Annotated in this window: 28 protein-coding genes; 27 read left to right on the top strand and 1 reads right to left on the bottom strand. The window is 46.5% G+C overall.

Going from position 1 to position 25,590, the window contains the following annotated elements:
- The first annotated feature begins 2 nt into the window (after positions 1-2).
- From mtaB to SPTER_RS11135, 26 genes are all read left to right on the top strand, one after another.
- Positions 3-1,328 carry a tRNA (N(6)-L-threonylcarbamoyladenosine(37)-C(2))-methylthiotransferase MtaB gene (gene mtaB, locus SPTER_RS11260; protein WP_144350496.1) on the top strand — a complete coding sequence of 442 codons (1,326 nt, stop codon included), beginning with the start codon at positions 3-5 and terminating at the stop codon, positions 1,326-1,328.
- Between the two features lie 100 nt (positions 1,329-1,428).
- On the top strand, positions 1,429-1,776 hold the full coding sequence (locus SPTER_RS11255; RefSeq protein WP_144350495.1) for a histidine triad nucleotide-binding protein: 348 nt from the start codon (positions 1,429-1,431) through the stop codon (positions 1,774-1,776).
- Positions 1,777-1,871: 95 nt separating this feature from the next.
- On the top strand, positions 1,872-2,048 hold the full coding sequence (rpsU, locus tag SPTER_RS11250; protein ID WP_021167731.1) for a 30S ribosomal protein S21: 177 nt from the start codon (positions 1,872-1,874) through the stop codon (positions 2,046-2,048).
- 20 nt (positions 2,049-2,068) lie between these two features.
- Positions 2,069-2,521, top strand: a complete 453-nt coding sequence (locus tag SPTER_RS11245) for a GatB/YqeY domain-containing protein (RefSeq protein WP_144350494.1) — start codon at positions 2,069-2,071, stop codon at positions 2,519-2,521.
- Between the two features lie 574 nt (positions 2,522-3,095).
- The gene (locus SPTER_RS11240) at positions 3,096-4,400 is read left to right on the top strand and encodes an NfeD family protein (protein WP_144350493.1); all 1,305 of its coding nucleotides are present in this window, start codon (positions 3,096-3,098) and stop codon (positions 4,398-4,400) included.
- An 18-nt stretch (positions 4,401-4,418) separates the two neighbouring features.
- Positions 4,419-5,420, top strand: coding sequence for a flotillin-like protein FloA (floA, locus tag SPTER_RS11235; protein ID WP_144350492.1), 1,002 nt, complete (start codon positions 4,419-4,421; stop codon positions 5,418-5,420).
- Positions 5,421-5,432: 12 nt separating this feature from the next.
- Positions 5,433-5,825 (top strand): hypothetical protein, encoded by a 393-nt coding sequence (locus tag SPTER_RS11230; RefSeq protein ID WP_144350491.1) that lies wholly within the window; start codon positions 5,433-5,435, stop codon positions 5,823-5,825.
- A gap of 115 nt (positions 5,826-5,940) precedes the next feature.
- Positions 5,941-7,452 carry an ATP-binding protein gene (locus SPTER_RS11225; protein ID WP_144350490.1) on the top strand — a complete coding sequence of 504 codons (1,512 nt, stop codon included), beginning with the start codon at positions 5,941-5,943 and terminating at the stop codon, positions 7,450-7,452.
- A gap of 69 nt (positions 7,453-7,521) precedes the next feature.
- On the top strand, positions 7,522-7,797 hold the full coding sequence (yqfC, locus tag SPTER_RS11220) for a sporulation protein YqfC (protein WP_144350489.1): 276 nt from the start codon (positions 7,522-7,524) through the stop codon (positions 7,795-7,797).
- Complete coding sequence (gene yqfD / locus SPTER_RS11215; protein ID WP_144350488.1) at positions 7,787-9,004, top strand: sporulation protein YqfD; 1,218 nt, start codon at positions 7,787-7,789, stop codon at positions 9,002-9,004. The genes yqfC and yqfD overlap by 11 nt, the downstream gene beginning before the upstream one ends.
- A 23-nt stretch (positions 9,005-9,027) precedes the next feature.
- Entirely contained in the window at positions 9,028-9,978 is a 951-nt protein-coding gene (locus SPTER_RS11210) for a PhoH family protein (RefSeq protein WP_144350487.1), read from the top strand.
- Positions 9,979-10,021: 43 nt separating this feature from the next.
- Positions 10,022-12,220 (top strand): HD family phosphohydrolase, encoded by a 2,199-nt coding sequence (locus tag SPTER_RS11205; RefSeq protein WP_246105577.1) that lies wholly within the window; start codon positions 10,022-10,024, stop codon positions 12,218-12,220.
- Complete coding sequence (ybeY, locus tag SPTER_RS11200; protein ID WP_144350486.1) at positions 12,138-12,626, top strand: rRNA maturation RNase YbeY; 489 nt, start codon at positions 12,138-12,140, stop codon at positions 12,624-12,626. The genes SPTER_RS11205 and ybeY overlap by 83 nt, the downstream gene beginning before the upstream one ends.
- An 11-nt stretch (positions 12,627-12,637) precedes the next feature.
- Positions 12,638-12,985, top strand: a complete 348-nt coding sequence (locus tag SPTER_RS11195; RefSeq protein WP_144350485.1) for a diacylglycerol kinase family protein — start codon at positions 12,638-12,640, stop codon at positions 12,983-12,985.
- An 11-nt stretch (positions 12,986-12,996) separates the two neighbouring features.
- Complete coding sequence (locus SPTER_RS11190; protein WP_144350484.1) at positions 12,997-13,389, top strand: cytidine deaminase; 393 nt, start codon at positions 12,997-12,999, stop codon at positions 13,387-13,389.
- A gap of 6 nt (positions 13,390-13,395) precedes the next feature.
- A complete protein-coding gene (era, locus tag SPTER_RS11185; protein ID WP_144350483.1) occupies positions 13,396-14,289 on the top strand; it encodes a GTPase Era in 894 nt (297 codons plus the stop codon).
- Positions 14,290-14,433: 144 nt separating this feature from the next.
- Complete coding sequence (locus tag SPTER_RS11180; RefSeq protein WP_246105576.1) at positions 14,434-15,054, top strand: DUF502 domain-containing protein; 621 nt, start codon at positions 14,434-14,436, stop codon at positions 15,052-15,054.
- Positions 15,038-16,402, top strand: a complete 1,365-nt coding sequence (locus SPTER_RS11175; protein WP_144350482.1) for a hemolysin family protein — start codon at positions 15,038-15,040, stop codon at positions 16,400-16,402. The genes SPTER_RS11180 and SPTER_RS11175 overlap by 17 nt, the downstream gene beginning before the upstream one ends.
- A gap of 63 nt (positions 16,403-16,465) precedes the next feature.
- On the top strand, positions 16,466-16,663 hold the full coding sequence (locus SPTER_RS11170; protein WP_144350481.1) for a hypothetical protein: 198 nt from the start codon (positions 16,466-16,468) through the stop codon (positions 16,661-16,663).
- The gene (gene recO / locus SPTER_RS11165; RefSeq protein WP_144350480.1) at positions 16,654-17,397 is read left to right on the top strand and encodes a DNA repair protein RecO; all 744 of its coding nucleotides are present in this window, start codon (positions 16,654-16,656) and stop codon (positions 17,395-17,397) included. The genes SPTER_RS11170 and recO overlap by 10 nt, the downstream gene beginning before the upstream one ends.
- A gap of 59 nt (positions 17,398-17,456) precedes the next feature.
- Positions 17,457-17,906 carry a DUF4342 domain-containing protein gene (locus tag SPTER_RS11160; RefSeq protein ID WP_144350479.1) on the top strand — a complete coding sequence of 150 codons (450 nt, stop codon included), beginning with the start codon at positions 17,457-17,459 and terminating at the stop codon, positions 17,904-17,906.
- A gap of 177 nt (positions 17,907-18,083) precedes the next feature.
- On the top strand, positions 18,084-18,677 hold the full coding sequence (locus SPTER_RS11155) for a histidine kinase (protein ID WP_144350478.1): 594 nt from the start codon (positions 18,084-18,086) through the stop codon (positions 18,675-18,677).
- A 382-nt stretch (positions 18,678-19,059) separates the two neighbouring features.
- Positions 19,060-19,935, top strand: a complete 876-nt coding sequence (gene glyQ / locus SPTER_RS11150) for a glycine--tRNA ligase subunit alpha (RefSeq protein ID WP_144350477.1) — start codon at positions 19,060-19,062, stop codon at positions 19,933-19,935.
- Positions 19,936-19,938: 3 nt separating this feature from the next.
- Complete coding sequence (gene glyS / locus SPTER_RS11145) at positions 19,939-22,002, top strand: glycine--tRNA ligase subunit beta (RefSeq protein ID WP_144350476.1); 2,064 nt, start codon at positions 19,939-19,941, stop codon at positions 22,000-22,002.
- A gap of 35 nt (positions 22,003-22,037) precedes the next feature.
- Positions 22,038-22,682 carry a transcriptional regulator CcpN gene (gene ccpN / locus SPTER_RS11140; RefSeq protein WP_144350475.1) on the top strand — a complete coding sequence of 215 codons (645 nt, stop codon included), beginning with the start codon at positions 22,038-22,040 and terminating at the stop codon, positions 22,680-22,682.
- A 53-nt stretch (positions 22,683-22,735) separates the two neighbouring features.
- On the top strand, positions 22,736-23,503 hold the full coding sequence (locus tag SPTER_RS11135; protein WP_211367615.1) for a pyruvate, water dikinase regulatory protein: 768 nt from the start codon (positions 22,736-22,738) through the stop codon (positions 23,501-23,503).
- A gap of 44 nt (positions 23,504-23,547) precedes the next feature.
- Here SPTER_RS11135 and SPTER_RS11130 read toward each other — a convergent pair whose 3' ends face one another.
- Positions 23,548-24,033 carry an LptA/OstA family protein gene (locus SPTER_RS11130; RefSeq protein WP_144350473.1) on the bottom strand — a complete coding sequence of 162 codons (486 nt, stop codon included), beginning with the start codon at positions 24,031-24,033 and terminating at the stop codon, positions 23,548-23,550.
- Between the two features lie 173 nt (positions 24,034-24,206).
- On the opposite strand from SPTER_RS11130, the gene SPTER_RS11125 reads away from it, so the two are divergent.
- Positions 24,207-25,205, top strand: a complete 999-nt coding sequence (locus tag SPTER_RS11125) for a deoxyguanosinetriphosphate triphosphohydrolase (protein ID WP_144350472.1) — start codon at positions 24,207-24,209, stop codon at positions 25,203-25,205.
- The last annotated feature ends 385 nt before the right edge of the window (positions 25,206-25,590 follow it).

Raw genomic sequence — 25,590 nt, 5'->3', positions numbered from 1 at the left:
TTATGGCGCAGGTGGCGTTTACAACACTGGGCTGTAAAGTAAATCAGTTCGAAACGGAAGTAATGGAAGGGCTGTTTAAAAATAAAGGCTATGAGGTTGTGGCGTTCACTGACCAGGCTGATGTCTATGTTATCAACACCTGTTCAGTGACCACTCTGGGGGAAAAAAAATCCCGGCAGCTTATTCGCCGGGCCGGCCGTCTAAACGGGGCTGCAATCATTGCGGTTGCCGGTTGCTACTCACAGGTTTCGCCCGGACAGGTAGCCGCTATTCCCGGCGTGGATGTTATTGTGGGTACTCAGGACCGTGCCCGTATTGTCGAACTGGTAGAGGCGGCAGCAGCCAATCAGCGCACCGCCCAGATTAATGTGGTTACCGACATTATGCAGGCCAAAGAATTTGAGGATATACCACTTTTTTCCAAACCAGACCGGACCAGAGCTTTTCTTAAGATTCAGGAAGGCTGCACTAATTTTTGCACCTATTGTATTATCCCTTATGCCCGCGGCCCTTTGCGCTCCCGGCCGCTTGCCAGTATTGCCGCCGAGACGGAAAAGCTGGTGGCGGCAGGTTTTACTGAGATTGTTCTCACCGGTATTCATCTTGGTGCCTTTGGCCGTGATTTTCCGTCTGCGGACGGGGCGGAAGTAACCCTGGTTGATGCTGTGCAAACAGTACTGGCGGCCGGCGGCCGGGGACTGCTGCGTCTCCGCCTGGGTTCGCTGGAGTCGATAGAGGTGTCAGACCGGTTAGTGGCTTTACTACAAACCGAGCCGCGGCTTTGCCCGCATCTTCATTTGCCGCTGCAGTCCGGGGATAACCGGATTTTAAAAGCCATGAACAGGCACTATACCACAGCGGAATATCGTAATCTAATTACCGGTATTAAAGCCCGGGTACCTTCCATTGCCGTCACTACCGATATCATTGTTGGTTTTCCCGGTGAAACAGAAGAAATGTTTGCCAGTACGCTGGCCTTTGTCAGCACAATGGAGTTTGCCAAAATCCACGTATTTCCTTATTCGCGGCGTACAGGGACACCGGCCGCGGGTTTTGCCGGCCAGGTAAGCGAGTCCGAAAAGAAACAGCGGGTACACCGCCTGCAGCAGATCGCCGACAGGCAGACAATTGCTTTTAACCAGTCGTTCCTTAACAACAAACTTGAAATATTGTTTGAGAACAAGGAAAATCAAGGAGTAATTTCAGGCTTGTCGGGAAACTACATCCGTGTTTATGCCTGTGGCGGACCGGCTGATATTGGCAGAGTTGCGCCTGTACTGCTTAAACAAATCCAGGCCGACGGGCTCGGGGGTGAAATAATTGAATAAAATTCAATTGCCTGCCATATTTTCGGCAGGAATTTAGCTAGTTAGGCAGAATATTTTATAAGGTAAATGTATATTACTATCTACTGCGGGGGGAGTACCTATGCAGCAGGACTGTATATTTTGTAAAATCGCGGCTAATGAGATCCCGGTGAAAGCCGTTTATGAAGATGAGGATATTATTGCCTTTCCCGATATAAATCCGGCCGCCCCCGTTCATTTATTGGTAATACCCAAACAACATATTACCAATATCCTTGAGGCGACACCGGCTGATGCCGCAATGCTCGGACGGTTAATGGCGGCAATTCCCAAAATAGCAGCAATTGCCGGGTTAACTGAAGATGGTTTCCGTACCATCATCAATACTAAAGACAATGGTGGACAGACCGTGTATCACCTGCACCTCCATATTCTTGGTGGACGTTTTATGACTTGGCCACCAGGTTAATATTGACAGTATTCCTAATTTTAGTGTATAATAGATAGGTGTATGTATTCAAATACACTTCCTCGTAATGGTTCTAGTGGAGGGAGGGAGATCAGATGTCTGAAGTTAAAGTAGGCAAAAATGAAACGCTTGACAGCGCACTCCGCCGGTTCAAGCGTACTTGCCAAAAAGCCGGGGTTCTTGCAGAAGTAAGAAAACGCGAGCATTATGAGAAACCCAGCGTAAAACGCAAGAAAAAATCCGAAGCGGCTCGTAAACGTAAGTTTAACTAGTTTCGGAGGTATCAATTTGCATGTCTATTAAAGACAAGTTAACCGAAGATATGAAGCAGGCCATGAAGGACAAAGAAGCCGGCAAACTCAGGCTTTCTGTTATAAGAATGGTACGTGCCAGTATCAAAAATGTAGAAATTGACAAAAAGAAAGAACTTGCTGAAGAGGAAGTTCTAGATGTACTGGCTAAAGAAGTCAAAATGCGCCGGGATTCGATCGAGGAGTTTAAAAAAGGTAACCGTCCTGATTTGGTGGAAACCATTGAACGTGAAATCGACATTCTGATGCAGTACCTTCCTGAACAACTGAGCGAACAAGAAGTACGCGTTCTTGTAGCCGAGGCTGTTAAAGCGGCTCAGGCTGCGAACGCCAAGGATATGGGCAAGGTTATGGCTGTACTGATGCCAAAAGTGAAAGGCCGTGCTGACGGCAAACTGGTAAGCAGTGTTGTAAGGGAGTTCTTAAATCAGTAGTACAGATTAAATCCGGCGTTAACAGCGCCGGATTTTAGTTTTTGGAAAACTTGGCTTGTGGCAAGTCCCGGCAGAAGCCGTCTGTCCCCTTGGGGTAGCGCTTTTTCTTATCCCTTACCACCGCATTGCTTTTTATATGCTCTGAGGGGGTAAAAAAATAAGACAAGCTGTGCTTGTCTTATTTTAGTTAGTGAAGCCAGTATTTTTCATTGTAAAAAAGCTTATACTGCAGGAAAAGAGGTAGATACATTAGTGGAGTTGTGTTGTGGAATGCTATGATTGGTAATGTATAAGTTGCCACAAAGTAGTAACATTAATTGTTGTGAATGTAATAGGTAAATATTTCAGGTTAGCTGCAAATAGTGCGGTAGAGAATGCTGCATAAGCTTCACTAGACTATATTAAGACAATAACATACATGAATCGACAAGTCAAGGGGTTTAGAATAAGTAATAATTTTCAAACTTTCGACATATAAGATTTGTTTACGCTAAAAACAGGAATGCTGGCAGTTGTTGCCGAATAAACTAATAGCGAATTAAATGGATAATCAATCTGCGATTGAGGTGAGTCTATGCGGCATACGGTTTATCGAAAATTTGTACTGTTATTCATTGCGGCCTTATTGTCCCTGTTTACTATAGACAGCCCGGTAAGGGCCGAGGCCGGACCTGTCATCAGCATATCGATAAAGGGTGAAATCAATGGTGGGCAGGCGGCTCTTGTGCACAGAGCTATGGCTGATGCCCGCAGTAAGCAGGCGCAGGCTGTTTTGGTTGAGCTTGACACTTTTGGTGGTTTGGTGGATGCAGCGGTCAGCATCAGGGATATGATTATTGATTCACCGGTGCCAACAATTTGTTATGTAAAAAACCGGGCCTGGTCGGCCGGGGCACTTATTGCCATAGCGCATAAACATATTGCGATTGCACCAGGCGGCAGTATTGGGGCGGCTGAACCAATACCCACAACGGAAAAAACAGTAGCTGCCGTAAAAGCTGAGTTTGCGGCGACCGCGAACCGGACAGGGCGGGATCCCAAGGTGGCTGAAGCGATGGTTGACAAAGCCCAGGGTTATCCGGACTATGCCGAACCCGGTCAGATTTTGGCCCTGACCGACTATCAGGCGGCTAAGGTAGGTTATGCGGACATCGTAGCCCCGGACCGGGAAACTGTATTGGCCAATTATGGCCTGGCAGGGACAGAAGTTCTGGAATATACCCCGGGCTGGCAGGAAAAGCTGGCAGGATGGCTGTCTGACCCGAAGGTAAAATCATTTTTAATGTCTATCATATTTTTAGCAATCTTAGCTGAAATTAAAACTGCCGGTTTAGGTGTGGCAGCTCTCATTGGCTTGGGCGCGGCGCTTTTGTTCTTCGGCAGTCAGTGGATTACCGGGATTGCCGGCTGGCTGGAGATTGTCCTGTTCATTGGCGGCATTGGGCTAATACTGCTGGAGCTTTACACACCCGGGGCCGGGATATTTGGTATTGTTGGCATTATTGCCATTTTTGCCAGCCTGTTCCTGACGCTGGGGGCCGATATTGCCGCCATTAATATGCTGGCGATCAGCTTACTTGTTGCCCTGGCTTTGTTCATGCTGATTGTAAGGCGTTTGCCTTCCAGTAAATTATGGGAGCGGCTTATCTTAAAGGATGCCGAGACGAAAAGTGCCGGCTTTAGCAGCAGCCTAGATTACAGCCTCTACCTGGGCAAAACAGGAATAACGTCAACAGGGCTGCGCCCTGCCGGAGCCCTGCTTATAGACGGCGTTCAACTTGACGTTGTGTCAGAGGGTCAGTTTATTGAACCCAATACTTTGGTTAAGGTGGTGAGTGTAACCGGAAACCGCATTGTTGTAAGACCTGTAAACACTTAAAAATTAGGAGGTAATCATTTGACAGCTTTAATTGGTAGTGTTTTTGTAGTAGCCCTGGTGATCATTGCTATTAGCATTTTCCTGCATTTTGTTCCTTTGGGTCTGTGGATTTCGGCGCTGGCAGCCGGGGTCAATGTTGGTATCTTTACCCTTGTAGGCATGAGACTCCGGCGGGTGCCGCCCGGCAATATCGTACTGCCTTTAATCAAGGCCAATAAAGCAGGCCTGGCTGTAAATGTTAACCAGCTTGAGGCTCATTATTTAGCCGGTGGTAATGTTGACCGGGTTATTGATGCCTTGATTGCCGCTCATCGGGCGGAGATTCCCTTGCCCTTTGAACGTTCGGCCGCAATTGACCTGGCTGGCCGGAATGTACTGGAAGCCGTACAGATGAGTGTTAATCCCAAAGTAATTGAAACATCATTTGTCTCAGCCGTTGCTAAAAATGGTATCGAGCTTAAAGTTAAAGCCCGGGTAACTGTAAGAGCCAATATTGACCGCCTGGTGGGTGGTGCCGGTGAAGCCACTATCCTGGCGCGGGTTGGCGAGGGCATTGTTACCACCGTTGGTTCGACTGATGATCACAAAGAAGTGCTGGCAAACCCAGACCATATCTCACGCACTGTTTTGACCAAAGGCCTGGATTCAGGTACGGCTTTTGAGATTCTGTCCATTGATATTGCTGACGTTGATGTTGGCCGTAACATTGGTGCTGAGCTTATGACCGACCAGGCTGAAGCCGAAAAACGCATTGCTCAGGCGAAAGCCGAGGAACGGCGGGCTATGGCTGTGGCCCAGGAACAGGAAATGCGCGCCTTTACGCAGGAAATGCAGGCCAAAGTAGTAGAAGCCCAGGCTGATGTACCCAAAGCCCTGGCTGTTGCTTTAAAAGAAGGGCGTATGGGTGTTATGGATTACTATAACATGAATAATGTGCTGGCCGACACCCAGATGCGTGAAACCATTGCCAAAGCCGGTCCGGTTGACTTGACACCCAAGGCTGATGAACCTAAGAAATAGGTTGGTGAAAACATGGATTTATTAATGCCGCTGCTGTTACTGCTGGTAATGTACCTTTTGCCAGAGTTGTTAAAACGGCGCAAACAACCTAAAGACTATGAATATCCTGATATTCCGGAAAAAGTACCGCAACCTGTTGATATAGAGCCATTGCAAACGAAAGATACATATACTCCCCCGGCAACTGATTATCTTACCGAACCGGTGCCTAAGACCTGGGTTACACCGCCAAAACCGCTGCCCCTGTCGTCAGCTCCGCCAGCTGTAAATATACCTGACTTTACAGAGCCTGTTTCGCCCTGGGACGGCAGGGTTACGCCGCAAATGGTGCAAAATGGCCTGATTTTTTCAGAAATAATCCAGCCGCCGCGTGCTTACCGGCCAATTTGGCGACAATTTAAATAGACATCGGGCAATCGGGTAAATTATAAAAAACAGGGAAAATACCCCCTGTTTTTTTTTTGTTGTTTTGACACACAATAAATGCACGAATAAATTTAATGAACAGGGGGGCAAACATATGTCAGAGTACAAAGGACGCCTCACTTATGCTAAAGGCACTTATATGGAATTTGTCGTAGCTCCTAACCAGGATGTGGATTTTGGCGATATTTTAGTTGTTGAAGGCAAAAATGACGACCGGTTTTATATCCGGGCTTATGACTTTAAAATTAAATCACGCTGGTCCGGCATGAATGGCGTCAGTTATTTAATGAGCAAGCTTGATGAAAACGGACAGATAGCTAATCAGGAAGAGCTTGATTTTTATCTGGGTGGCAATCATACTGTCAAAATCGGGATTGCCGAACAGCTTTGCTATTCCGATGCCATGGGTCAGCTGTTTAACCCTAAAACCTGTCCGGATTTTTTCTGTGAAGTCCGTGGTTTAGCCAACGATGACACAGCCTTACTCAATGAAATGAGAGGCGACCTGGAAATCGGCTATTTAAAAAGTGGCCGGGAAGTGTTAAAATTACCTGTTGGTATCTTCGGCTCCAAAGCGATCACTGAACATATTGGTATTTTTGGTACAACCGGCTCCGGTAAAAGTAACCTGGTGAAGGTTCTTTCGAGTTCAATTATTGACAGCGAAAACTATGGACTGCTTATCTTTGATGTTCATAATGAATATTATCGCGATTTATCGATGCATCCCCGGGTGAATGAGCGTTTGGTGGTTTATAATACCAACCCTGAAGCCGCGCGGTCCAATGTACGCAAACTCACACTCAATTACAATGAGGTTGACCCTGAAGATATTACAGCCTGTGCGACCTTCAGCGAACCGCAGCTTGATGCTATCTATAAGTTGTCCTCTGTATGGCAGGAGCGCTGGATGGATTATATTTTAAAATATGAAACCGATGATATCATTGAAGAAATAGCCGGCTGTACCGGCCAGAAATTTCAGGCGCGGACAATTAGCAAAATCAAAAGTATTTGCTGGAATTTAGAACAAGAGTTAAATATTAACGAGGAAACCGGCGACTCTGCCGGGCTGACTGCCGTTGGCCAGCTGCTGTCGGATTTAGAACAAGGCAAGGTGGTATTGGTTGAACTTAAAAATATCTCACCTGTTGGTGAGCAGGCATTGTCAACTTTGTTATCAAAAAAAATGCTGCTGCATTATGCCAACAAATCTGAAGCCGAACGTGCTGTTGCCAAGCCGGTTTTAATTGTACTTGAGGAGGCGCACCGTTTTTTAGGTAAGAAAGAACAAAGCACGCAAAACGTTTTTGCCCGGCTTGTCAGCGAAGCCCGGAAGTTTAATATCGGCTTATGTGTTGTTGACCAGCAGCCACGCCTGTTAGCCGACAAAGTGCTGTCCCAACTGAACACTTTGTTTATTTTAGGCCTGGCCTCTAAATCTGACCGGGGCAAACTGGAGGCTATGTGCCGGAAGGATATTCTGCAGCAGCGTAACGAGATAAAAAATCTTGATTGCGGCGAGCTGATCGTAGCTACCAATTATATGAGGTTTGCCGCCCCTGTAAAAGTGCACAAGTTTGATGAATATTTAAGCCGCAGCTAATTACTCCCCCGTTCATGTACTAATGGGCCTGCACTTTGGCATACATTTGTATATGAGGGGGGATTTTTCATGTTGCGCCGAAAAGGGAATTTGCAGTCGCTGGCCGGTTTTCTTGAAATACCGCAGGATATAGTGCTGGATTTACCGCGGATAACCATGCTCGGGAATAAGCAATTGCTGGTTGAAAACCATAAAGGGATTATTGAGTATACCCCTTCACTTGTCCGGATTAAACTTAACCAAGGAGAGCTGTTTGTTACCGGCGAGGGCCTGATACTGGGCAATTTGCAGGCCGAACAAATCCTGGTAGAGGGTATGGTGCGGGAGGTTAAATATGATATTTAATACCAAATACCTGCGCGGCGCTGTGAAAATACGGATAACAGGTATTATCCCGGAACGGTTTATCAATCTTTGTATTAGCGAGCAAATATTATTATGGGGTATAACTAAAGTTGACGAAGACCTAATCGCCTGGATCAGTCTTGATGATTTTTTTAAAATCCGTCCGCTGGTACTCCGGAGCAATACCCGCATACAGGTTTTGTCTCATCGTGGTTTTCCTTTTGTGATAAAGCGGGCTAAAAGAAGGAAAATGCTCATTGCCGGCGCTGTTTTGTTTATTGTTTTACTGAATATAATGTCTTCTTATGTTTGGTTTGTTGATATTACCGGCTTGAAAAATATGTCGGAGAGTGAAATAAGATATGTTGCCAGGGAAAACGGTCTGAAGCCAGGGGCGGTCAAAGGCGGCCTTAATACCAAGTCAATTGAACGGGAAATATTATTGAATATGCCTGAAGTGGCCTGGGTAGGTATCAATTTTACCGGTACACGGGCCGTTATTGAAATTGTTGAGAAAACGATGCCCAAGCAGGAAACTAAAGCGCCGGCCCATATTGTGGCTACAAAAGACGGTGTAATTACCGAGATTATTGCCTTAGCCGGACAACCGGCAGTAACAATAGGCGATACTGTAAAAAAAGGAGATTTACTGATTAAAGGATTTATACCGGCGCCGGCAGCACCAGCTGCCGGTGAAGGCCAGCCGCCTATCATCAGTGTCCCGCCGGAGCTTATCCGGGCCAAAGGAATTATCAAAGCCCGGATCTGGTATGAAAGTTATGCGGAAGCTGAATTACAACAAAAAACCGCTGCCCGTACCGGCAACCGCCAGGCTGAGGTTACACTAAGAATCGGCGGCCGTGAGGTAACGTTTCATGCCGCCGCCGCCCAGCCATTTCCTGAGTCTGAATGCGAGATTATACATAAACAGCTGCCGCTATGGAGGAATAGTGAGATTGCTGTCGAATCAACTATAAAACTATATTATGAAGTTAACTCAAATGTAACAGTGCGATCTTCCACTGAAGCACGGGATGAGGCTCATGCTAAAGCGATTCAGCTGGTACAAAATACTATTCCCGAAACTGCACAGATATTGGCACGCAACTATGAAATATTAAAAACACCGGAAGAGAATATTATCCGGGTAAAAGTGAATGTGGAAACAATTGAGGATATTGGGCAAACTATAAATATTTCCCAATAACAGAATTAGGGGGCACTACTTATTTGGAAAAGCGGATTAGCTTTGCCGACACAAAAGAAGCCGTAGCTGTTTTAGGCAGAAATGACGAGTATCTGGGGTTGATTGGCCAACACTTTGCCAGCGGAATAACTGCCAGGGGAACAGAAGTAATTCTTGATGGCGAAGCGGCTGAAGTTGATCAAATTATGCGTGTGTTTCACGAGCTTATCTATCTGTATCGCGAGGGAAATCCGGTAACAAACCATGATGTCAGATATAGCCTGCGCATGATTATGGCAGGTCAGGCCGATTATCTGCACCAAATGTTTTCTGATACAGTGCTTGTAACAGCCCGGGGGCGTCATCTTAAGCCAAAAACCCTGGGACAAAGTCAGTACTTAGAGGCCATTCGCCACAATTACATTACCTTTGGAATAGGACCTGCCGGAACCGGGAAAACTTATCTTGCTGTGGCGATGGCAGTATTTTCCTTAAAAAACAAACATGTGGAAAGAATAATTCTGACGCGGCCGGCAGTGGAAGCCGGCGAGAAACTTGGTTTTTTGCCTGGTGATTTACAGGAAAAGATTGATCCGTACTTACGGCCGTTGTATGATGCCATGTATGACATTATGGGCGCCGAAACTGTACAAAAGTATATGGCTAAAAATATAATCGAGGTGGCACCCCTGGCCTATATGCGGGGACGGACACTGGAAGATGCTTTTATCATTCTGGATGAAGCCCAAAATACAACTGCCGAGCAAATGAAGATGTTTCTAACCCGAATGGGGTTTGGCTCAAAAATGGTTGTCACTGGTGATATAACCCAAATTGATTTGCCACGAGGCGTGCAATCGGGACTTAAACATGCCCAGGCGGTGCTGGCGGGAACGCAAGGTATTGCAGTACTCCATTTGAACGAAAGCGATGTAGTGAGACATGAGATAGTCAGCCGAATCATCCAGGCTTACGAACATTACAATCAAGAGTAAGAATGTCTATTCGGCCGTTATTCATAATGCTGAATAGATGTGTATGGAGTTGAAACAGATGATGTCGGTACATAACAGGTTGCGTGAATTATTTATTCAGCCGGGGAGTATACATACCCGGCCCTTAGTACGCAGGATCGTGTTGCTGGTGCTTTTCTTTGGCCTTTATATGCTGTCTTTGTCAACCGATTTTATTCCGGAAAAAGTATCGCTGCAAATTGGACAAGTGAGCGACCGGGATGTAATTGCACCAAGAACAGTATCTTATGTGGATAATGCCAAGACTAAAAAACTGGAAATGGAAGTTATGGCCAGTGTGGCCAATGTGTATGATCTTGATGTCGCTGTCATGGCCAAGGCTGAGGAGGAGGTCAAGGCTATTTTCCATGTGGCCCGGTTGATTCAGGCCGATAAAACACAAGCAACCAATGAACAAAAAGTACAGCGGCTCACGCACGAATTACCCTTGACACTGTCAAGTTCCGTAGTAGCAGGTCTGGCTAATTTAGAGGAGGCCGGACTGGTAAAAACCGAGGAGTATACTAAGTCGATACTGAGCAAATATCTCCAGCGCGGCATCCGGGATGATGATCTGGATATTGCCCGCAAACAGGTAGTACTGGAAGCGGAAGAACTGGGGCTTGGTAAAAACGCGGAAGCGGTAGTGGCCGGTATTGCCCAAACCCTGATTCGTCCGAATTTTATCTTAAATGTGCGTGAGACAGATAAACGCAAACAGTCAGCTCTCGCTAGTATTGAATCTGTCCGGGAAACCGTCAAGAAAGGCCAGGTATTGGTCCGGCGGGGTGATGTAGTGACAGCCGAACAGATCCATGTCATGGAAGAACTGGGCTTATATGCCGGCAACGTAAGTGAGGTACGGATTCTGGGACTGGCAATTTATGTGTTGTTGATCATGGGTATCTCCCTGGGGTACTTGTATAACTTTGCTTTGCGGGTCTATCAAAATGACATGCATTTACTGTTACTGGGTTTAATCATTCTGGTTACTATGCTGCTTGGCAAAATGGCACATTACTACTCCGATTTTGCCGCCCCGGTTGCAGCCGGGGCCCTGTTAACCGCTATTCTTATTGACAGCCGGGTAGGGCTTGTGGTTAGCGTGATTATGGCCATGTTTTTCGGTGTGATTGTGGACCATGATTTAAGAGCCGTTGCCGCTGCCCTGGTTGGCGGTATGGCCGGGGTATACAGTGTAACCAAAATGGCTCATGGTTACAGTCTGATTAAAGCCGGCGTTTCCATTGGGGCAATTAATTTTCTGGTAATTGGCTCTACCGGGCTTATCCAGCAGCTTGAGGGAACCGTGGTTTTGGTTCAGTGTTTGTTTGGGGCCATCAGCGGCATTGCTTCCGCTGTAATTACTACCGGGTTGCTGCCTTACCTTGAACATGCCTTTAATATTACCACCCCCATTAAATTACTTGATCTGGCCAAACCTAACCATCCGTTATTACAGCGTCTGTTATTGGATGCGCCGGGAACCTATCATCACAGCGTTCTTGTCGGCAATCTGGCCGAAACAGCTGCGGTTACGGTAGGGGCGGATCCGGTTATTGTCCGGGTAGGTGCCTATTACCATGATATCGGCAAAATCAAAAGACCCTATTTTTTTATAGAAAATCAGGCCGGCTGTGAAAACCCGCATGACAAGCTGGCGCCTTCGTTAAGTACATTAATTGTCACTTCCCATATTAAAGATGGACTCGACCTGTGCCGTGATTACAAATTGCCGCAAGTAATAACAGATATTATTGAGCAGCATCATGGAACTACGTTAGTTTCCTATTTTTATAAACGGGCTACGGAAAATGAACATGGCGAATGTATGATGGAAGACGATTTTCGCTATGAAGGTCCGGCACCCCAGACTAAAGAGGCCGCCCTGGTCATGCTGGCTGATGCCTGTGAGGCGGCTGTGCGGTCAATCAACAAACCTAACGTGAACCGGATTGAGGCTACGGTTCGCAAAATGATCAGAGAGAGGCTGCAGGATGGTCAGTTGGATGATTGTAATCTTACCTTAAGGGATCTGAAGGTAATTGGTGATGTCTATATTAGATTACTGTCCAGTATGTTCCATACCCGGCTTGAATACCCTGAGGCTTTAAAAGAGCTGGAAAGGAGAAAGGCCAAAAATGGAAATAGTAATAAGCAATCAACAGGAAAAGACGACAGTAACGCCGGTAATGGAACAAATGCTGAGGCAGGTACTAAATAAGGCGGCTGAGGTTTACGGGCTGGAACCACAGGCTGAGGTCAGCGTTGTCTTGACAAATGATGCTTATATCCACGGACTTAATCGCCGGTACCGTGGTAAAGATACGCCTACTGATGTATTGTCTTTTGCTATGCAGGAGCAGTGTGACGGTGAGCATGAACCGGAAATTACCACAGCGCCGGCTGAGCTTGAAATCCTACTTGGCGATATCATCATCTCCCTGGACACGGCTGCCCGGCAGGCGGAAGAATTCGGGCACAGCCTGGAACGGGAATTGGCTTATCTCACAGTTCATGGTATGCTGCACCTCCTGGGGTATGACCATGAGCTGCCGGCGGACCAGGCGGAGATGAGACAGGAAGAAGAATATGTGTTAACCCTTCTGGGTATTACCCGGGACCAGTAACCAACAGTTATATGAGAGTATTAGCTGCTTTTAAATATGCAATGGCTGGTATTATCCACTGTGTCTGCCGGGAACGCCATATGCAAATTCATTTGACTGCGGCCCTGGCGGCTCTGGGCTTAGCCTGGCGGCTGGATTTTAGCACTTTGGAACAGGCTGTTTTATTGCTGACGATTGCCGGTGTCATTACCGCCGAAATGTTTAACACCGCGATTGAGACTGTCATTAATAAAATCTCACCTGAAGTTCATCCTTTGGCCAAGGTGGCTAAAGATGTTGCGGCCGGCGCCGTGTTAGTGCAGGCAATCACGGCCCTGGGAGTTGGCGTTGTTTTATTCGGGGAAAAATTGCTGAAATAGGTGGGAATAGCGTGGAAGAGCTTGTTAAAAGTGCTCTTAAGGCCCGGGAAAAAGCCTATGCCCCATATTCCAATTTTAAAGTAGGGGCGGCTGTTTTGGGGGCAAGCGGGCGGATTTATAGCGGCTGCAATATCGAAAATGCCGCTTATGGCTTAGCAAACTGTGCTGAACGTACTGCTGTTTTCAAAGCCATATCAGAGGGAGAAACGGAAATTGTGGCCATTGCTGTCGCCGCCGATACACCGGAACCGGTATCGCCGTGTGGTGCCTGCCGGCAGGTAATGGCTGAGTTTAATATAGAGAAAATTATTTTGGTCAATTTGCGAGGCCGGCAGCGAACGCATACCTTGGCGGAACTGCTACCCTTCAGTTTTAATAAAAGTGATATTGAGAAAAGACGGTGACCAGCAGTGGATAAGGAAAACTATAAATCAGGTTTTGTAGCCGTGATTGGCCGGCCTAATGTCGGTAAATCAACGTTAATGAATAATTTAATCGGGCAAAAAATTGCCATCATGTCTGATAAACCACAAACGACGAGAAATAAGATTATGGGTGTGCTCACCCAGGCTGATGCGCAAATTTTGTTTATAGATACCCCGGGCATTCATAAACCTAAGCATAAGCTGGGCGAATATATGCTGAAGGAGGCCGAAGGCTCGTTACGGGACGTTGATGTTATTTTATTTGTGGTTGATGTCACCGCCGCAATAGGACCAGGCGAGCGGTATATTCTGGAGCAGTTAGCCAATGTCCGTACCCCTGTCATTCTGGCCGTGAACAAGATAGACCGGATCGATAAACCTAAATTGTTCGCTATTATTGAAAAATACACTTCCCAGTTTCAATTTGCGGCGGTAGTACCGATCTCGGCTTTGGACCATACTAATTTTGCCGGGCTGATTGGTGAGATCAAGACCTTTCTTGAACCAGGGCCTCAGTATTATCCGGAAGATATGATCACCGACCAGCCTGAACGTCTGGTTATTGCCGAACTAATCAGGGAAAAAGTGCTGCATTTGACTAAAGAGGAGATTCCCCACGCAATTCTTGTTGACATTGAGGAAATTGCCACCAGAGCTAATGATGACCTATACGTCCGAGCGGTCATCTATGTGGAGCGCGATTCGCAGAAAGGCATTGTTATCGGTGCCGGCGGGCACCTGCTTAAAGATATAGGCCGGTTTGCCCGCGCCGATATTGAAAATCTTTTAGGCTCGAAGGTTTATCTGGATCTATGGGTTAAAGTCAAAAAGGACTGGCGTAACCGGGCGAATGTATTAAAAAGTTACGGCTTCGACTAAGTGAGGCAGGTTTCTGGGGCTACCGCCAGGCGGCAGCCTCAGAAACTATGGCCCTTGCTGATCATGGCAGGAACGACTGCCGGCGCCCGGAAGGACTTGGTACAAGCCAAGTCTTTTCTTATTTATTGACCAAAACGCTGCTTAATGGTATCATTTGTAAGGAGAGGTGAGTTTGAATTCATGAAGTGGTTTTATAAATATTTTGTTAATGGTCTGATTGTTATTGTACCAATTGCGCTTACGGCAGTTGTGGTCGTTAATATCTTTGCGTTTACAGAGCTGTTGTTAGGGCAATACCTTCCGATTCATTTTCCCGGTTTAGCCCTGGCGGTTGTTTTGTGTTTGATTGTGTTTATTGGCTGGTTATCCTCTCACTGGATTTCAAAAAAATTAATTGGTTATTGTGAGCAAGTGGTAGGTTCTATACCTGTAGTAAAATTTATTTATAATAGTGTCAAACAAATATCAACAGCCGTATTTGAATCACAAAAACTGCTGGAAAATGCAGTGCTGGTTCCTTATCCCCATCCAGGCGTGAAGACACTCGGCTTTGTTATGCCCGAATTATCAGCACCGCTGGCTGCTCAATTTTCTGAAGATCATGTTTGCGTATTTATTCCCATGAGCTTAAACCTAACCTCCGGCTTTAATATTCTTATACCCAGGCGGGATATAATACCTTTAGACGTAACCAGCGAAAGTGCACTGCAATATGTTATTACAGCCGGGGCCATCATGCCCCGCTGTAATGATTCCAATAACTAGGGAGAGATGCGTTATCGATTCGCCTTTATTCAGTTTTGTTAAACTGGGGGCTGCCATTTTTCTGGTTTTACTCAATGGCTTTTTTGTGCTGGCCGAGTTTTCACTAGTTAAAATCCGGAAAACCAGACTGGAAGAACTGGCTCATCAGGGGAATGCCAATGCCAGACTGGCGCTGAAAGTAGTCGCTTCTTTCGATACCTACCTCGGGGCGACCCAACTGGGCATTACCGTGGCCTCCCTGGCTCTCGGCTGGTTAGGCGAACCAGCAATTTCGGCGTTATTAGAGCCTTTTTTACTTAACTTTCTGCCACTTTCTGAATGGCTGATTACCGTGATAAGCACGACAATAGGCTTTATTATAATAATTTTTTTCCACATTGTGCTCGGTGAACTTGTGCCAAAATCAATGGCTGTTCAGCGGGCTGAACAGGTGGCTCTGGCCTGTGTATGGCCGTTATATTTTTTTCATAAGCTTGGCTACCCGGTTATTTTATTACTTAACCGTACGGCCAGTTCCATTTTAGGCCTACTCGGGATGAAAACTGTCAATGAAGCTGATCTGACTCATTCGGAAGAAGAATTAAGAATGATCGTGAGTGCCAGTCATCGCGGCGGTGTGCTCAATCAGATGGAAAGTGAGCTTATAGACAATGTTTTTGACTTTGCTGACCGGCTGGCCAGAGAAATTATGCGGCCTCGTCAGGATATGATCTGCCTGTTTGCCGATGATACCTTTGCCGAAAATATGAAAGTTGTGCGGGAGACCGGACATACCCGGTATCCCTTATGTGTCGAGGATAAAGATCATATTATTGGCATGATTCATATTCGTGACCTGATGGATTTAGACATGATTTCCCATAGCGAGCGTGATTTAACATCAGTCGTTCGGGAGATATTAGTAGTACCGGAAGGAATGTCTGTCGCTCACCTTTTACAGGTTATGCGGCGAAAGCGTACGCATTTGGCTGTTGTTGCCGATGAATACGGCGGGACTGCCGGTTTAGTCGCTCTTGAAGATGTACTTGAGGAGATTGTCGGCGACATTCAGGATGAACATGATGCCATCGAAGATATCGAAATTCAGCGCCTGGCTGACGGGAGTTATGAGTTTGATGGCCGGGTTCTTCTGGATGATGTAACCGAACTCCTGAATATCCGTTTGGAAGACCATGATGAGGATACTCTGGGCGGCTATATTTTTGGTATGTTAGGCCGCCGTCCGGAAATTGGCGACAAGGTAAGTATTGGCGATTATTCATTTGAGGTACTCCGTGTAAATGGTTTTAGAATTGTAAGAGTCAAGGCTGTACCGCAGCTTCCCCTGGAAGCTGCAGAAGGGGTATAATTAAATTAAATAAGTTTGTGGCTGATCCTGCCTGTTAATACAAGAGTGAAGGGATGATGTCGAGTGTTATTACGGGAAACAATGTGGGAGATTTTTTTCAGTACCGGTAATATCGATGCTTACCTTACCTATCGTGCCTGCCTGAATCCCGATGCCAGCCAGCTTGAATCAACAGGTGATGAACCCGTGGAAGTATTAACTGTGCCAGAATATCACTGGAATAACTTATTACGTGAGTTACGTGAGGTCAGATGGCAGTAGAGTATCAAACGGAAGCCATTCTGTTGGCGGCGCGCGATTGGGGGGCTGCTGACAGAATGGTCACTTTGTTTTCCCGTGAATACGGAATTGTTACCGCTATGGCCTATGGAGCACGTCAGCCGCGCAGCCGCCTGAGTGGTGGTTTGCAGCCTTTCTCCCATTTAAATCTGTCTATGGCTGCCGGCGGCAAAGGACTGGATACCATCAGGCAATGTGAATTACAAAGCTCATACCGGCAAATTCGGGAAGATTTAACCAGATTAGCGTATGCCAATTTTATTGTTGAATTGACAACCGGGCTATGGCCGGAACGCCAGGCGGAGCCGGCGGTGTTTGATACGCTGTTAAGCGTATTCCACTTGCTTGCAGCCCGTAATCCCCGCATTGCCGCCCTGGCCGGTTCCTGGCACCTACTGGTGTTTGCCGGATTTCAGCCTGAATACGCGCGTTGTGTTCGCTGCGGCCATGATTTGGCCTTGCCGGCCTGTTTTAGCTACCCTGATGGCGGCGGTGTATGCAAGACCTGCAGCCCAGCCGGCGTACCGACCTTTGCGCAGTCTGATAAAGATTTTTTAGACAAATTGTTAACTATGGATTTATCTCAGCCGGGGCAGTTTGCCGTTAATGCTAAAATACTGGCCAGTGCTGAACAGCTGTTATATGGTTTTGTGAAGTATCAGTTGGAACGTCCGTTAAAATCCTTGGACTTTATCCGTAGAATTAATAACTTATAGCGGTATAATAGTCTGGTAATCAGGAGAAGCTAACCCAAAACTATTGGGGGTTATGCAAAATGGAGATTACTTTAGAGAAAATTGATATGGTCCGTGAACGTACAGGGGTATCTTACCGGGATGCCAAAGCGGCTTTAGAACGCAATGCAGGCAATGTTATTGAAACGCTTATCGAGTTGGAAGATAACAATAAAACCAACTGGACAGAAGAATTCTCGGTACGTTCGCATGAAGTCATTGACAAAGTGAAAGAACTGATCCGCGAAGGCAATGTCAATAAGATTCGTGTCAAGCATGATGGGCGGGTATTGGCTGAAATACCGGTAGCACTGGGGGCTATCGGTGCTGTGGTATTGCCGCAGCTGGCTGCTTTGGGTGTATTGGTTGCGGTGTTTAAGCGCTGCACCATCGAAGTGGTGCGGCAGGGGGGGCAGGATACGGAACAGACTGATGCCAAGCAGGAAGAACCTGAAGCGGCAATAGATAAATATCCGCGGGATATTTATTAGGCCTTGAGCTACGCCCGGAAAGGTAATACCTCGTAAAACAACTGTGATGGCACTCATTGAGAAATGCAATGAGTGTTTTTTTTGTCTAAAAATCAGGAGTCAGGCAGAACCCGGCGGCAGGATAAAAAGGGAAAAATGTTGAAAATATTGCAATATTTACAGGAAAGGATGTGTATAATGCTCGACTTATTGGCAGATAATGAGTTTTTTAAAACTCTGTTTCAAATCATTCCCGCCGGCATCATTATGACAGCTGCAGATGGTTACGTGCATGCGATAAATCCCGAAGGAAGCAGATTGTTTTGTGTGGCACCATTAACAGAGGGAACTCTTCGCCGTGGCGGGGAAATACTGCATTGTGTGAATGCCAAAAACGGCTGTGGCTCTTCCGCCAACTGTGAAAACTGTATTCTTAGAGCCACTGCTTTGTTAGCTATTAATGGACAAACTGTTTCCCGGCAGAAAGGTAAATTTGTAACCGGCAAGGATGGTAAGTTAACAGAATTTACTTTACAGGTAACAGCCGCGCCGCTTGTGTACAAACAATACAAGATAGCCATTTTGATTATTGAAGATATATCGCTAATTACGGAGCTTTCCGGGCTTATTCCAATTTGCTCATCCTGCCATAATATTCGTGATGAAAACGGGGAATGGGTTACTATCTCAAAATATATACGGGAACATTCTGAGGCAGAATTGACCCATGATTATTGTCCTGACTGCACACGGCAGCTGCTGAATAAGCGAGTGACAGCCAAATCGCCGTAAATACAAGGGAGCCTCTTGATTTTCCTGTGTTTCCATGATAAAATTTTGAACATTGGATACTATAGCTAATAGCACTGTTATATCTTGTAAATCGATTAAGTAAGGCAATGCGGGAATAAGTAACCTTCAGCACAGCGAGCCGGGGATAGTGTAAGCCTGGTAATCAAAAGGTGAAAGGCCTTCCCAAGCTGCAGGAGGAAATGGCGAGGCTGATACTACACCCAGAATCAGTCCCGGCAGAGTAAAACCTGTAATACATTAAGGCGGGCCGCTGATAACGGCCAATCAGGGTGGAACCGCGGGAACAGCATCTCGTCCCTGTAACTTGAAGATAAGTTACTGTGGCGGGATGTTTTTATTTTTAATAAGGAGGTCAAACAATATGACATTCCAGGAGATAATCCTGACACTGCAAAATTTTTGGGCACAACAGAATTGTATAATCCAGCAGCCTTATGATGTGGAAAAAGGGGCAGGAACAATGAATCCGGCTACATTTTTACGGGCCCTGGGACCGGAACCGTGGAATGTGGCTTATATTGAGCCTTCGCGCCGCCCGGCCGACGGCCGATATGGTGATAATCCCAACCGCCTGTTTCAGCATCATCAATATCAAGTGATTATGAAACCGTCCCCAGCCAATATTCAAGAATTATATCTGGCCAGTTTGGCTGGGCTGGGAATTGATCCGGCCAAACATGATATCCGCTTTGTTGAGGATAATTGGGAATCCCCGACCCTTGGCGCCTGGGGCTTAGGCTGGGAAGTATGGCTGGACGGTATGGAGATTACTCAATTTACCTATTTCCAGCAGGTGGGCAGTATTGATGTCAAACCGGTATCTGTGGAAATTACCTATGGCCTGGAACGGCTGGCCATGTATATCCAGGAAAGAGAAAATGTATTTGATATTGAATGGATAAATGGTATTTCTTATGGTGACATTTTTCACCGCAATGAAGTTGAACAATCTTATTATAATTTTGAAATCGCCGATACTGGCTTACTGTTTACATTATTTGATCTGTACGAAAAAGAAGCGATCCGGGTGATTGAATTAGGCTATGTGCTGCCGGCATATGATTATGTGTTAAAGTGTTCTCACAGCTTTAACCTGCTTGGTGCCCGGGGCGCGATCAGCGTTAGTGAACGGACCGGCTTTATTGGCAGAGTACGGAACCTGGCCAGACTGTGTGCTCAAGGTTACCTGGAGCAGCGTGAGAAGCTGGGTTATCCGCTCCTGAAGGGAGGCAAGTAAACCATGACCAAAGATTTATTGTTAGAAATCGGAACAGAAGAAATTCCTGCAAAATTTATGCCAGGGGCATTAGTGCAGCTGGAAAACACGGCAATAGCAAAGCTGGCCGCCCTCAGGATAAGCCACGCCGAAGTCAGGGCTGTTGGTACACCCCGCCGGCTGGCTGTTATTGTTAAAGCAGTTGCTGCCAGTCAAACCGATAAAAATAGTGAGAATAAAGGTCCGGCCGTTAAAATTGCTTTTGACCAAAATGGGGCGCCGACCAGGGCGGCATTAGGTTTTGCCCGGGGGCAGGGGGTTGATCCGGCGGAACTTGTCGTCAGGGATGGTTATATTTATGCTATTGTTCAGGAAACAGGGCGGCCGGTGACAGAGCTCCTGCCAGGGCTTTTGACTGATCTGGTCACCAGCCTGTCCTTTCCCAAAAACATGCGCTGGGGCGAGCTTGACATGCGTTTTGTCCGCCCGATTCGCTGGCTAGTGGCATTGCTTGGCAGTGAGGTTATTCCTTGTACACTGCCGGGAGTTCGTGCCGGCCGGATTACACGGGGGCATCGTTTTCTGGGTGAGGCCACGGTAACAATAAATTCAGTTGCTGAATACACCAACCGGCTCAGTGAGAACTTTGTTATGGTTGATCAGGACGTGCGGCGGCGTGTTATTAAAGAGCAAATTGAAAAGTTAGCCATAAGCCATGGCGGAGCAGCAACGATTGATGAAGAGTTGTTGGCGGAAGTGGTCTATCTTGTAGAATATCCGACAGCCCTATATGGCAATTTTGAGGACCAATATCTCAGTTTGCCGCCGGAAGCCATCATTACGCCGATGCGTGAGCATCAGCGCTATTTTCCGGTTACCGGCAGAGACGGCAAATTGCTGCCCCTGTTTATTACGGTCAGAAACGGCGGCCCTGAGCATATTGATATTGTTCGCCACGGCAATGAGCGGGTGCTTAAAGCCAGGCTGGCAGATGCCAGGTTCTTTTTTGAAGAGGATCAAAAAGTTCCTCTGGCCGAACGGGTGGAAAAGCTTAAGACCATTGTGTTCCAGGATGGCTTGGGCACAATTCATGATAAGGTATTGCGTTTAGAGCAGCTGGCTGCCGGAATCGGGCATATGCTCGCCATTAGCCCAAGCGAGCTTATGATTGTAAACCGCAGTGCCCATTTAGCCAAAGCCGATTTAGTGACAGGCATGGTCAATGAATTTACCGAGTTACAGGGAGTCATGGGCCGGGAATACGCGCTGCGCAGCGGTGAATCACAAGCTGTGGCCGCCGCCGTATTTGAGCATTATCTGCCGCGGTTCGCCGGCGACCAGTTGCCACAGACAACCGCCGGCCGGTTAATCAGTATCGCCGACAAGGTTGATAATATTGTGGCCACTTTTAGCCGGGGGCTTGTGCCGACAGGCTCGCAGGATCCATATGCGTTACGGCGGCAGGCACTTGGTATCGTAAATATTTTTATAGATGCCAAGGTTCATATATCTTTGGCGGCGATAACGGAAACAGCCATGAACCTGCTGGGGATTACCGGCAGTGAACGCAGAACAAAACTGTTGGCAGACTTGCTGGAATTTTTCCGGCTGCGAATTAAAAACATTCTGGCCGATGATGGGTTGAGATATGATTTGATTGATGCTGTACTGGCGGCCGGGATTGATGATATTTACGATACCTGGCTGCGGGCTAAGGCAATGGCGGCAGCAGGTGAGACCAGGGCAATGCAAAAAGCTGTTCAGGCGCTGGTACGGGTAGGTAATTTAGCAAAAAATGCCGGTTCTCAGACTGTGGATCCCGGCTTGTTTACGACCGAGGCTGAGCATGTTTTGTATAAAGCCTATGTAGAAGCGTATAATGAAATCAGGCAGTATGAACAAGAAAAAAATTACCCGGGTATCCTTAACCGGCTTGCGGCTTTGGCTGCACCCATTGATGGCTTTTTTAGTGCAGTTATGGTAATGGTTGAAGATGAGGCTGTAAAAAATAACCGCCTGGCCTTACTCCAAGCGATAGCCGGTCTGGCGGGCCATACTGCCGATATAGCAAAAATTATTGTTGTTTAATGTATATGATGCTGAAATAAGAGGGGGGGCTGTTATTGGGATTATCGCCGCGACAAGAGAAAATTGCTGAGATGGTCAGGACTCTGGGGCCTATTACCGGTGAACAGATCGCCGAACGTCTTAATGTAACCCGTGCGGCCCTCAGGCCTGATTTAGCTATCCTGGTAATGTCAGGTATGGTTGATGCCCGTCCTAAAGTAGGCTACTTTTATACCGGTAAAACTGCCAGTAACCTGCTTACCGAACAAGTGAGCCGGCTAAAGGTGCAGGATGTACAGTCAGTACCTGTTGTTGTGACTGCAGGCACCAGTGCCTATGATGCTGTTGTTACTATGTTTCTTGAAGATGTTGGTTCGGTGTTTGTCGTGGAATCAGGGGGGATTTTAGCCGGTGTAGTATCCCGCAAAGATGTGCTAAAGGTAGCTATGGGGGGAAGTGACCTTCATAAGCTGCCGGTCAAGGTGTTGATGACGCCAATGCCAAAAATTATTGTAACATCGCCGGATGAATCTGTTTTAACAGCTGCCAAGAAAATCATCGATAATGAAGTGGACAGTCTGCCGGTTGTTTCATTAAGCAGTCAGGGAAAAACCTATGAAGTCATCGGGCGGCTTACGAAAACTAATATTGCCAGGTTATTTGTTGAGCTTGGCGAGGGAAGAGGAGGGGAACTATTATAGCTAACTTGCCGGTTATCTATGCATTGTCAGATTCTCTCGGCGAAACGGCCGAGATGGTGGCCCGGGCTACGGCCAGCCAGTTTAATAGCGGGGATTTTGATATTATTAGAGTCCCGTATATCACCTCGGTGGAACAGATCACCGAAACCGTGCGGGAAGCGGAAAACCATAACTGCGTTATCTGCCACACTTTGGTTTCTTCTGATTTGCGTGATGCATTGCTGGAACAGGCACAGGCCCATAATATCCCTACAATTGATATCATGGGTCCCATGATTCATGCCGTGCAAACAGTTACCGGCATGAATCCGCGCCTTAAACCTGGCTTAATCCATAAACTGGATCAGGAATATTTTAAGCGGGTAGAAGCTGTTGAATTTGCCGTCAAATATGATGATGGCAAAAATCCTTTGGGTCTTTTAAAAGCCGATATTGTCATTATCGGTGTATCGCGCACTTCGAAAACCCCGCTTAGTATGTATTTAGCCCATAAGAAGGTTAAAGTTGCGAATGTTCCGCTGGTGCCGGAGGCGCCTTTGCCGCAAGAGCTTTTCCAGGTGCCGCCACATCACATTGTCGGGCTGATTATCGATAAATTTAAGCTTAATGAAATTCGCAGTGAACGCCTGAAAACCATGGGGCTGGCGCCTAATGCCAGCTATGCCAATATTGGGCGGATCCATGAAGAACTTGATTATGCCCGTTCGATTATGCGCCGGCTCGATTGTCCGGTCATTGATGTGTCAAACAAGGCGATTGAAGAGACGGCTAACCGGATATTGGAAATAGTGCAAAAAAACAAACTGGCAAAGTGTAAATAAAAAAACAGTCCTGGCAACGCTTTGGTTCATGCCAGGGCTGTTTATTATAAAAAACTATCTGTATCAACATTATAGCTTACAGAATCGGCGGTCCACTTGCGGTTGCCTTGAGTGACCCGAACATTGCCGTCAAAAACAGCGACTTTGGAGCGCCAGTTAAAATCGGCCTTATCAGCACTAATGATGAGGCCTGACCGGGACAGGTTTACCCCACCGTCAATTTTGGCCTGAGACCTGGAACCATAGACGTAAACACTGTCACCGGTAAAGTGGATATCCCGCTGCTGTACCGTTATGCCGCCTGTGCCCCAGACTTCAAGCGTGGCTGGGTTTACTCTGGCGTGGCTGGCGGTAATAATCCGGTTTCTTACTTTGATATAAACATTGCCATTTAAAATATATTGGCCTGACTTGATATCAAAGTATGTATGATCAGCAGTGATAACAGGTTTGGCAGCTGAAGCAATACCTGTAGACAGAATAAACACTAAAAGAGTGGATAATATGATCAATATTTTATTAACCTTCATTTGATTCACTCCTTTCTTACATTATTATAGCAAACTATATAAGAAAATGTCTCTGGCAAAATATGCAGCAATCCGCCGTTTGGCCTGAATGTCAGTCACTAAGGCCGGTTAGCTACCAAATAAAGGGGAATAATGTTATAATACTAGTATTATAAGGAAGGGGGCTTGCCGGTATGAACGTACGTGAACGTATCGAAGAGCAGGAGTTTAAAATTCTGTCAAAATATGCTGCCAAAAGTCATAATGCCATACGGGACAGGGAAGAAGAAATGTGCGACTTCCGTACCTCTTTTCAGCGTGACCGTGACCGGATCATACACAGCAAGTCCTTTCGGCGTCTTAAACATAAAACCCAGGTATACATATCTCCCGGCGACCATTATCGCATGCGCATGACCCACAGCTTGGAAGTCGCCCAGATCTCCCGGACAATCGCCCGCGGTTTGATGCTGAATGAAGATCTAACCGAGGCAATTGCGGTAGGCCATGATGTAGGCCATACTCCGTTCGGCCATGCCGGCGAGTACGCATTACGGGATCTTATCGGTCATTATAATCATAATGAACAAAGCCTGCGGGTCGTAGAATATCTCGAACGGGGCGGCCAGGGACTCAACCTGACTGCTGAGGTAAAAGACGGTATTTTAAATCATACCGGCAATAATACCCCGTTTACACTGGAGGGAAAAATCGTGCGCAGCGGCGATCGTATTGCCTATCTGTGCCACGACTATGATGATGGTATCCGCGCCGGTATGCTAAAACCGGAACATCTGCCATTATCAGTCAGTAAAGTGCTGGGTACAAATCCTTCCCATATGATAACAGTGATGGTATCAGATATTATTACCGCGTCTGAAGGCAGGAACGAAATAATTATATCCCCGCGGGTCCAGGCGGCCATGCATGAGTTTAGGGAGTTTATGTTTAAAAAAATCTACCACTCCGATGAACTTGAACCTGACCGGAAAAAAGCCAAATACATTGTCAGTAAGCTATTTGACTACTATATCAACAACCCTGGCAGCCTGCCTCAGGAATTTTTGGAACGTGAAGAACAGTGGGGCCTGCAAACGGTTGTAGTGGATTATATTGCCGGTCTAACCGATTTGTATGCCATTAAACAATTTGAGAAATTATTCATTCCCGCGACCTGGGGGCTATCGAGATAGTTTGCAGAGCTTAAACGAAAGCTCTGTTTTTTTGCTCCCCATCAGAATTTATACAATTCAATACTTAATCTAAGGGATAAGAAAAATCTTTACCCTAGAGGGCACAGGCGGCTTCTGTCGGCGTCCTAAGGACTTGATACAAGCCAAGTTTTTCTAATGAGCAAAAATGTTCTCCCTTGTCAAGATCTAAAAGAGGAATTTTGTCATTTATATTGAATAATAATTATTAAATTAAAAGATGATAAGAAAGGCTTTGTAAACAACTTTTATGACTTGCAATCCTTCTGGCAGGAATATTTGTCTTAATGTAGAATAAAGTCAAAGCTTGGAACTATTTGCATATTTCCAGACCCACAAAAACAAACGCAGGGAATTGCCATTGCCA

It is taken from the genome of Sporomusa termitida, assembly GCF_007641255.1.
GTDB lineage: Bacteria > Bacillota > Negativicutes > Sporomusales > Sporomusaceae > Sporomusa > Sporomusa termitida.
This window is presented reverse-complemented; position numbering and strand designations above follow the sequence as displayed.

What these genes read in the sequence shown, in the direction of transcription:
- SPTER_RS11125 (WP_144350472.1), top strand. Translation starts at nt 24,207, where the DNA reads ATGAACGTACGTGAACGTATCGAAGAGCAGGAGTTTAAAATTCTGTCA.
- SPTER_RS11180 (WP_246105576.1), top strand. Translation starts at nt 14,434, where the DNA reads ATGGTATCATTTGTAAGGAGAGGTGAGTTTGAATTCATGAAGTGGTTT.
- SPTER_RS11205 (WP_246105577.1), top strand. Translation starts at nt 10,022, where the DNA reads ATGGAGTTGAAACAGATGATGTCGGTACATAACAGGTTGCGTGAATTA.
- yqfD (WP_144350488.1), top strand. Translation starts at nt 7,787, where the DNA reads ATGATATTTAATACCAAATACCTGCGCGGCGCTGTGAAAATACGGATA.
- mtaB (WP_144350496.1), top strand. Translation starts at nt 3, where the DNA reads ATGGCGCAGGTGGCGTTTACAACACTGGGCTGTAAAGTAAATCAGTTC.
- ybeY (WP_144350486.1), top strand. Translation starts at nt 12,138, where the DNA reads ATGGAAATAGTAATAAGCAATCAACAGGAAAAGACGACAGTAACGCCG.
- SPTER_RS11245 (WP_144350494.1), top strand. Translation starts at nt 2,069, where the DNA reads ATGTCTATTAAAGACAAGTTAACCGAAGATATGAAGCAGGCCATGAAG.
- SPTER_RS11155 (WP_144350478.1), top strand. Translation starts at nt 18,084, where the DNA reads ATGCTCGACTTATTGGCAGATAATGAGTTTTTTAAAACTCTGTTTCAA.
- SPTER_RS11195 (WP_144350485.1), top strand. Translation starts at nt 12,638, where the DNA reads ATGAGAGTATTAGCTGCTTTTAAATATGCAATGGCTGGTATTATCCAC.
- SPTER_RS11160 (WP_144350479.1), top strand. Translation starts at nt 17,457, where the DNA reads ATGGAGATTACTTTAGAGAAAATTGATATGGTCCGTGAACGTACAGGG.
- SPTER_RS11240 (WP_144350493.1), top strand. Translation starts at nt 3,096, where the DNA reads ATGCGGCATACGGTTTATCGAAAATTTGTACTGTTATTCATTGCGGCC.
- rpsU (WP_021167731.1), top strand. Translation starts at nt 1,872, where the DNA reads ATGTCTGAAGTTAAAGTAGGCAAAAATGAAACGCTTGACAGCGCACTC.
- glyS (WP_144350476.1), top strand. Translation starts at nt 19,939, where the DNA reads ATGACCAAAGATTTATTGTTAGAAATCGGAACAGAAGAAATTCCTGCA.
- SPTER_RS11130 (WP_144350473.1), bottom strand. Translation starts at nt 24,033, where the DNA reads ATGAAGGTTAATAAAATATTGATCATATTATCCACTCTTTTAGTGTTT.
- SPTER_RS11230 (WP_144350491.1), top strand. Translation starts at nt 5,433, where the DNA reads ATGGATTTATTAATGCCGCTGCTGTTACTGCTGGTAATGTACCTTTTG.
- SPTER_RS11225 (WP_144350490.1), top strand. Translation starts at nt 5,941, where the DNA reads ATGTCAGAGTACAAAGGACGCCTCACTTATGCTAAAGGCACTTATATG.
- SPTER_RS11255 (WP_144350495.1), top strand. Translation starts at nt 1,429, where the DNA reads ATGCAGCAGGACTGTATATTTTGTAAAATCGCGGCTAATGAGATCCCG.
- SPTER_RS11135 (WP_211367615.1), top strand. Translation starts at nt 22,736, where the DNA reads ATGGTGGCCCGGGCTACGGCCAGCCAGTTTAATAGCGGGGATTTTGAT.
- yqfC (WP_144350489.1), top strand. Translation starts at nt 7,522, where the DNA reads ATGTTGCGCCGAAAAGGGAATTTGCAGTCGCTGGCCGGTTTTCTTGAA.
- SPTER_RS11175 (WP_144350482.1), top strand. Translation starts at nt 15,038, where the DNA reads ATGATTCCAATAACTAGGGAGAGATGCGTTATCGATTCGCCTTTATTC.
- glyQ (WP_144350477.1), top strand. Translation starts at nt 19,060, where the DNA reads ATGACATTCCAGGAGATAATCCTGACACTGCAAAATTTTTGGGCACAA.
- recO (WP_144350480.1), top strand. Translation starts at nt 16,654, where the DNA reads ATGGCAGTAGAGTATCAAACGGAAGCCATTCTGTTGGCGGCGCGCGAT.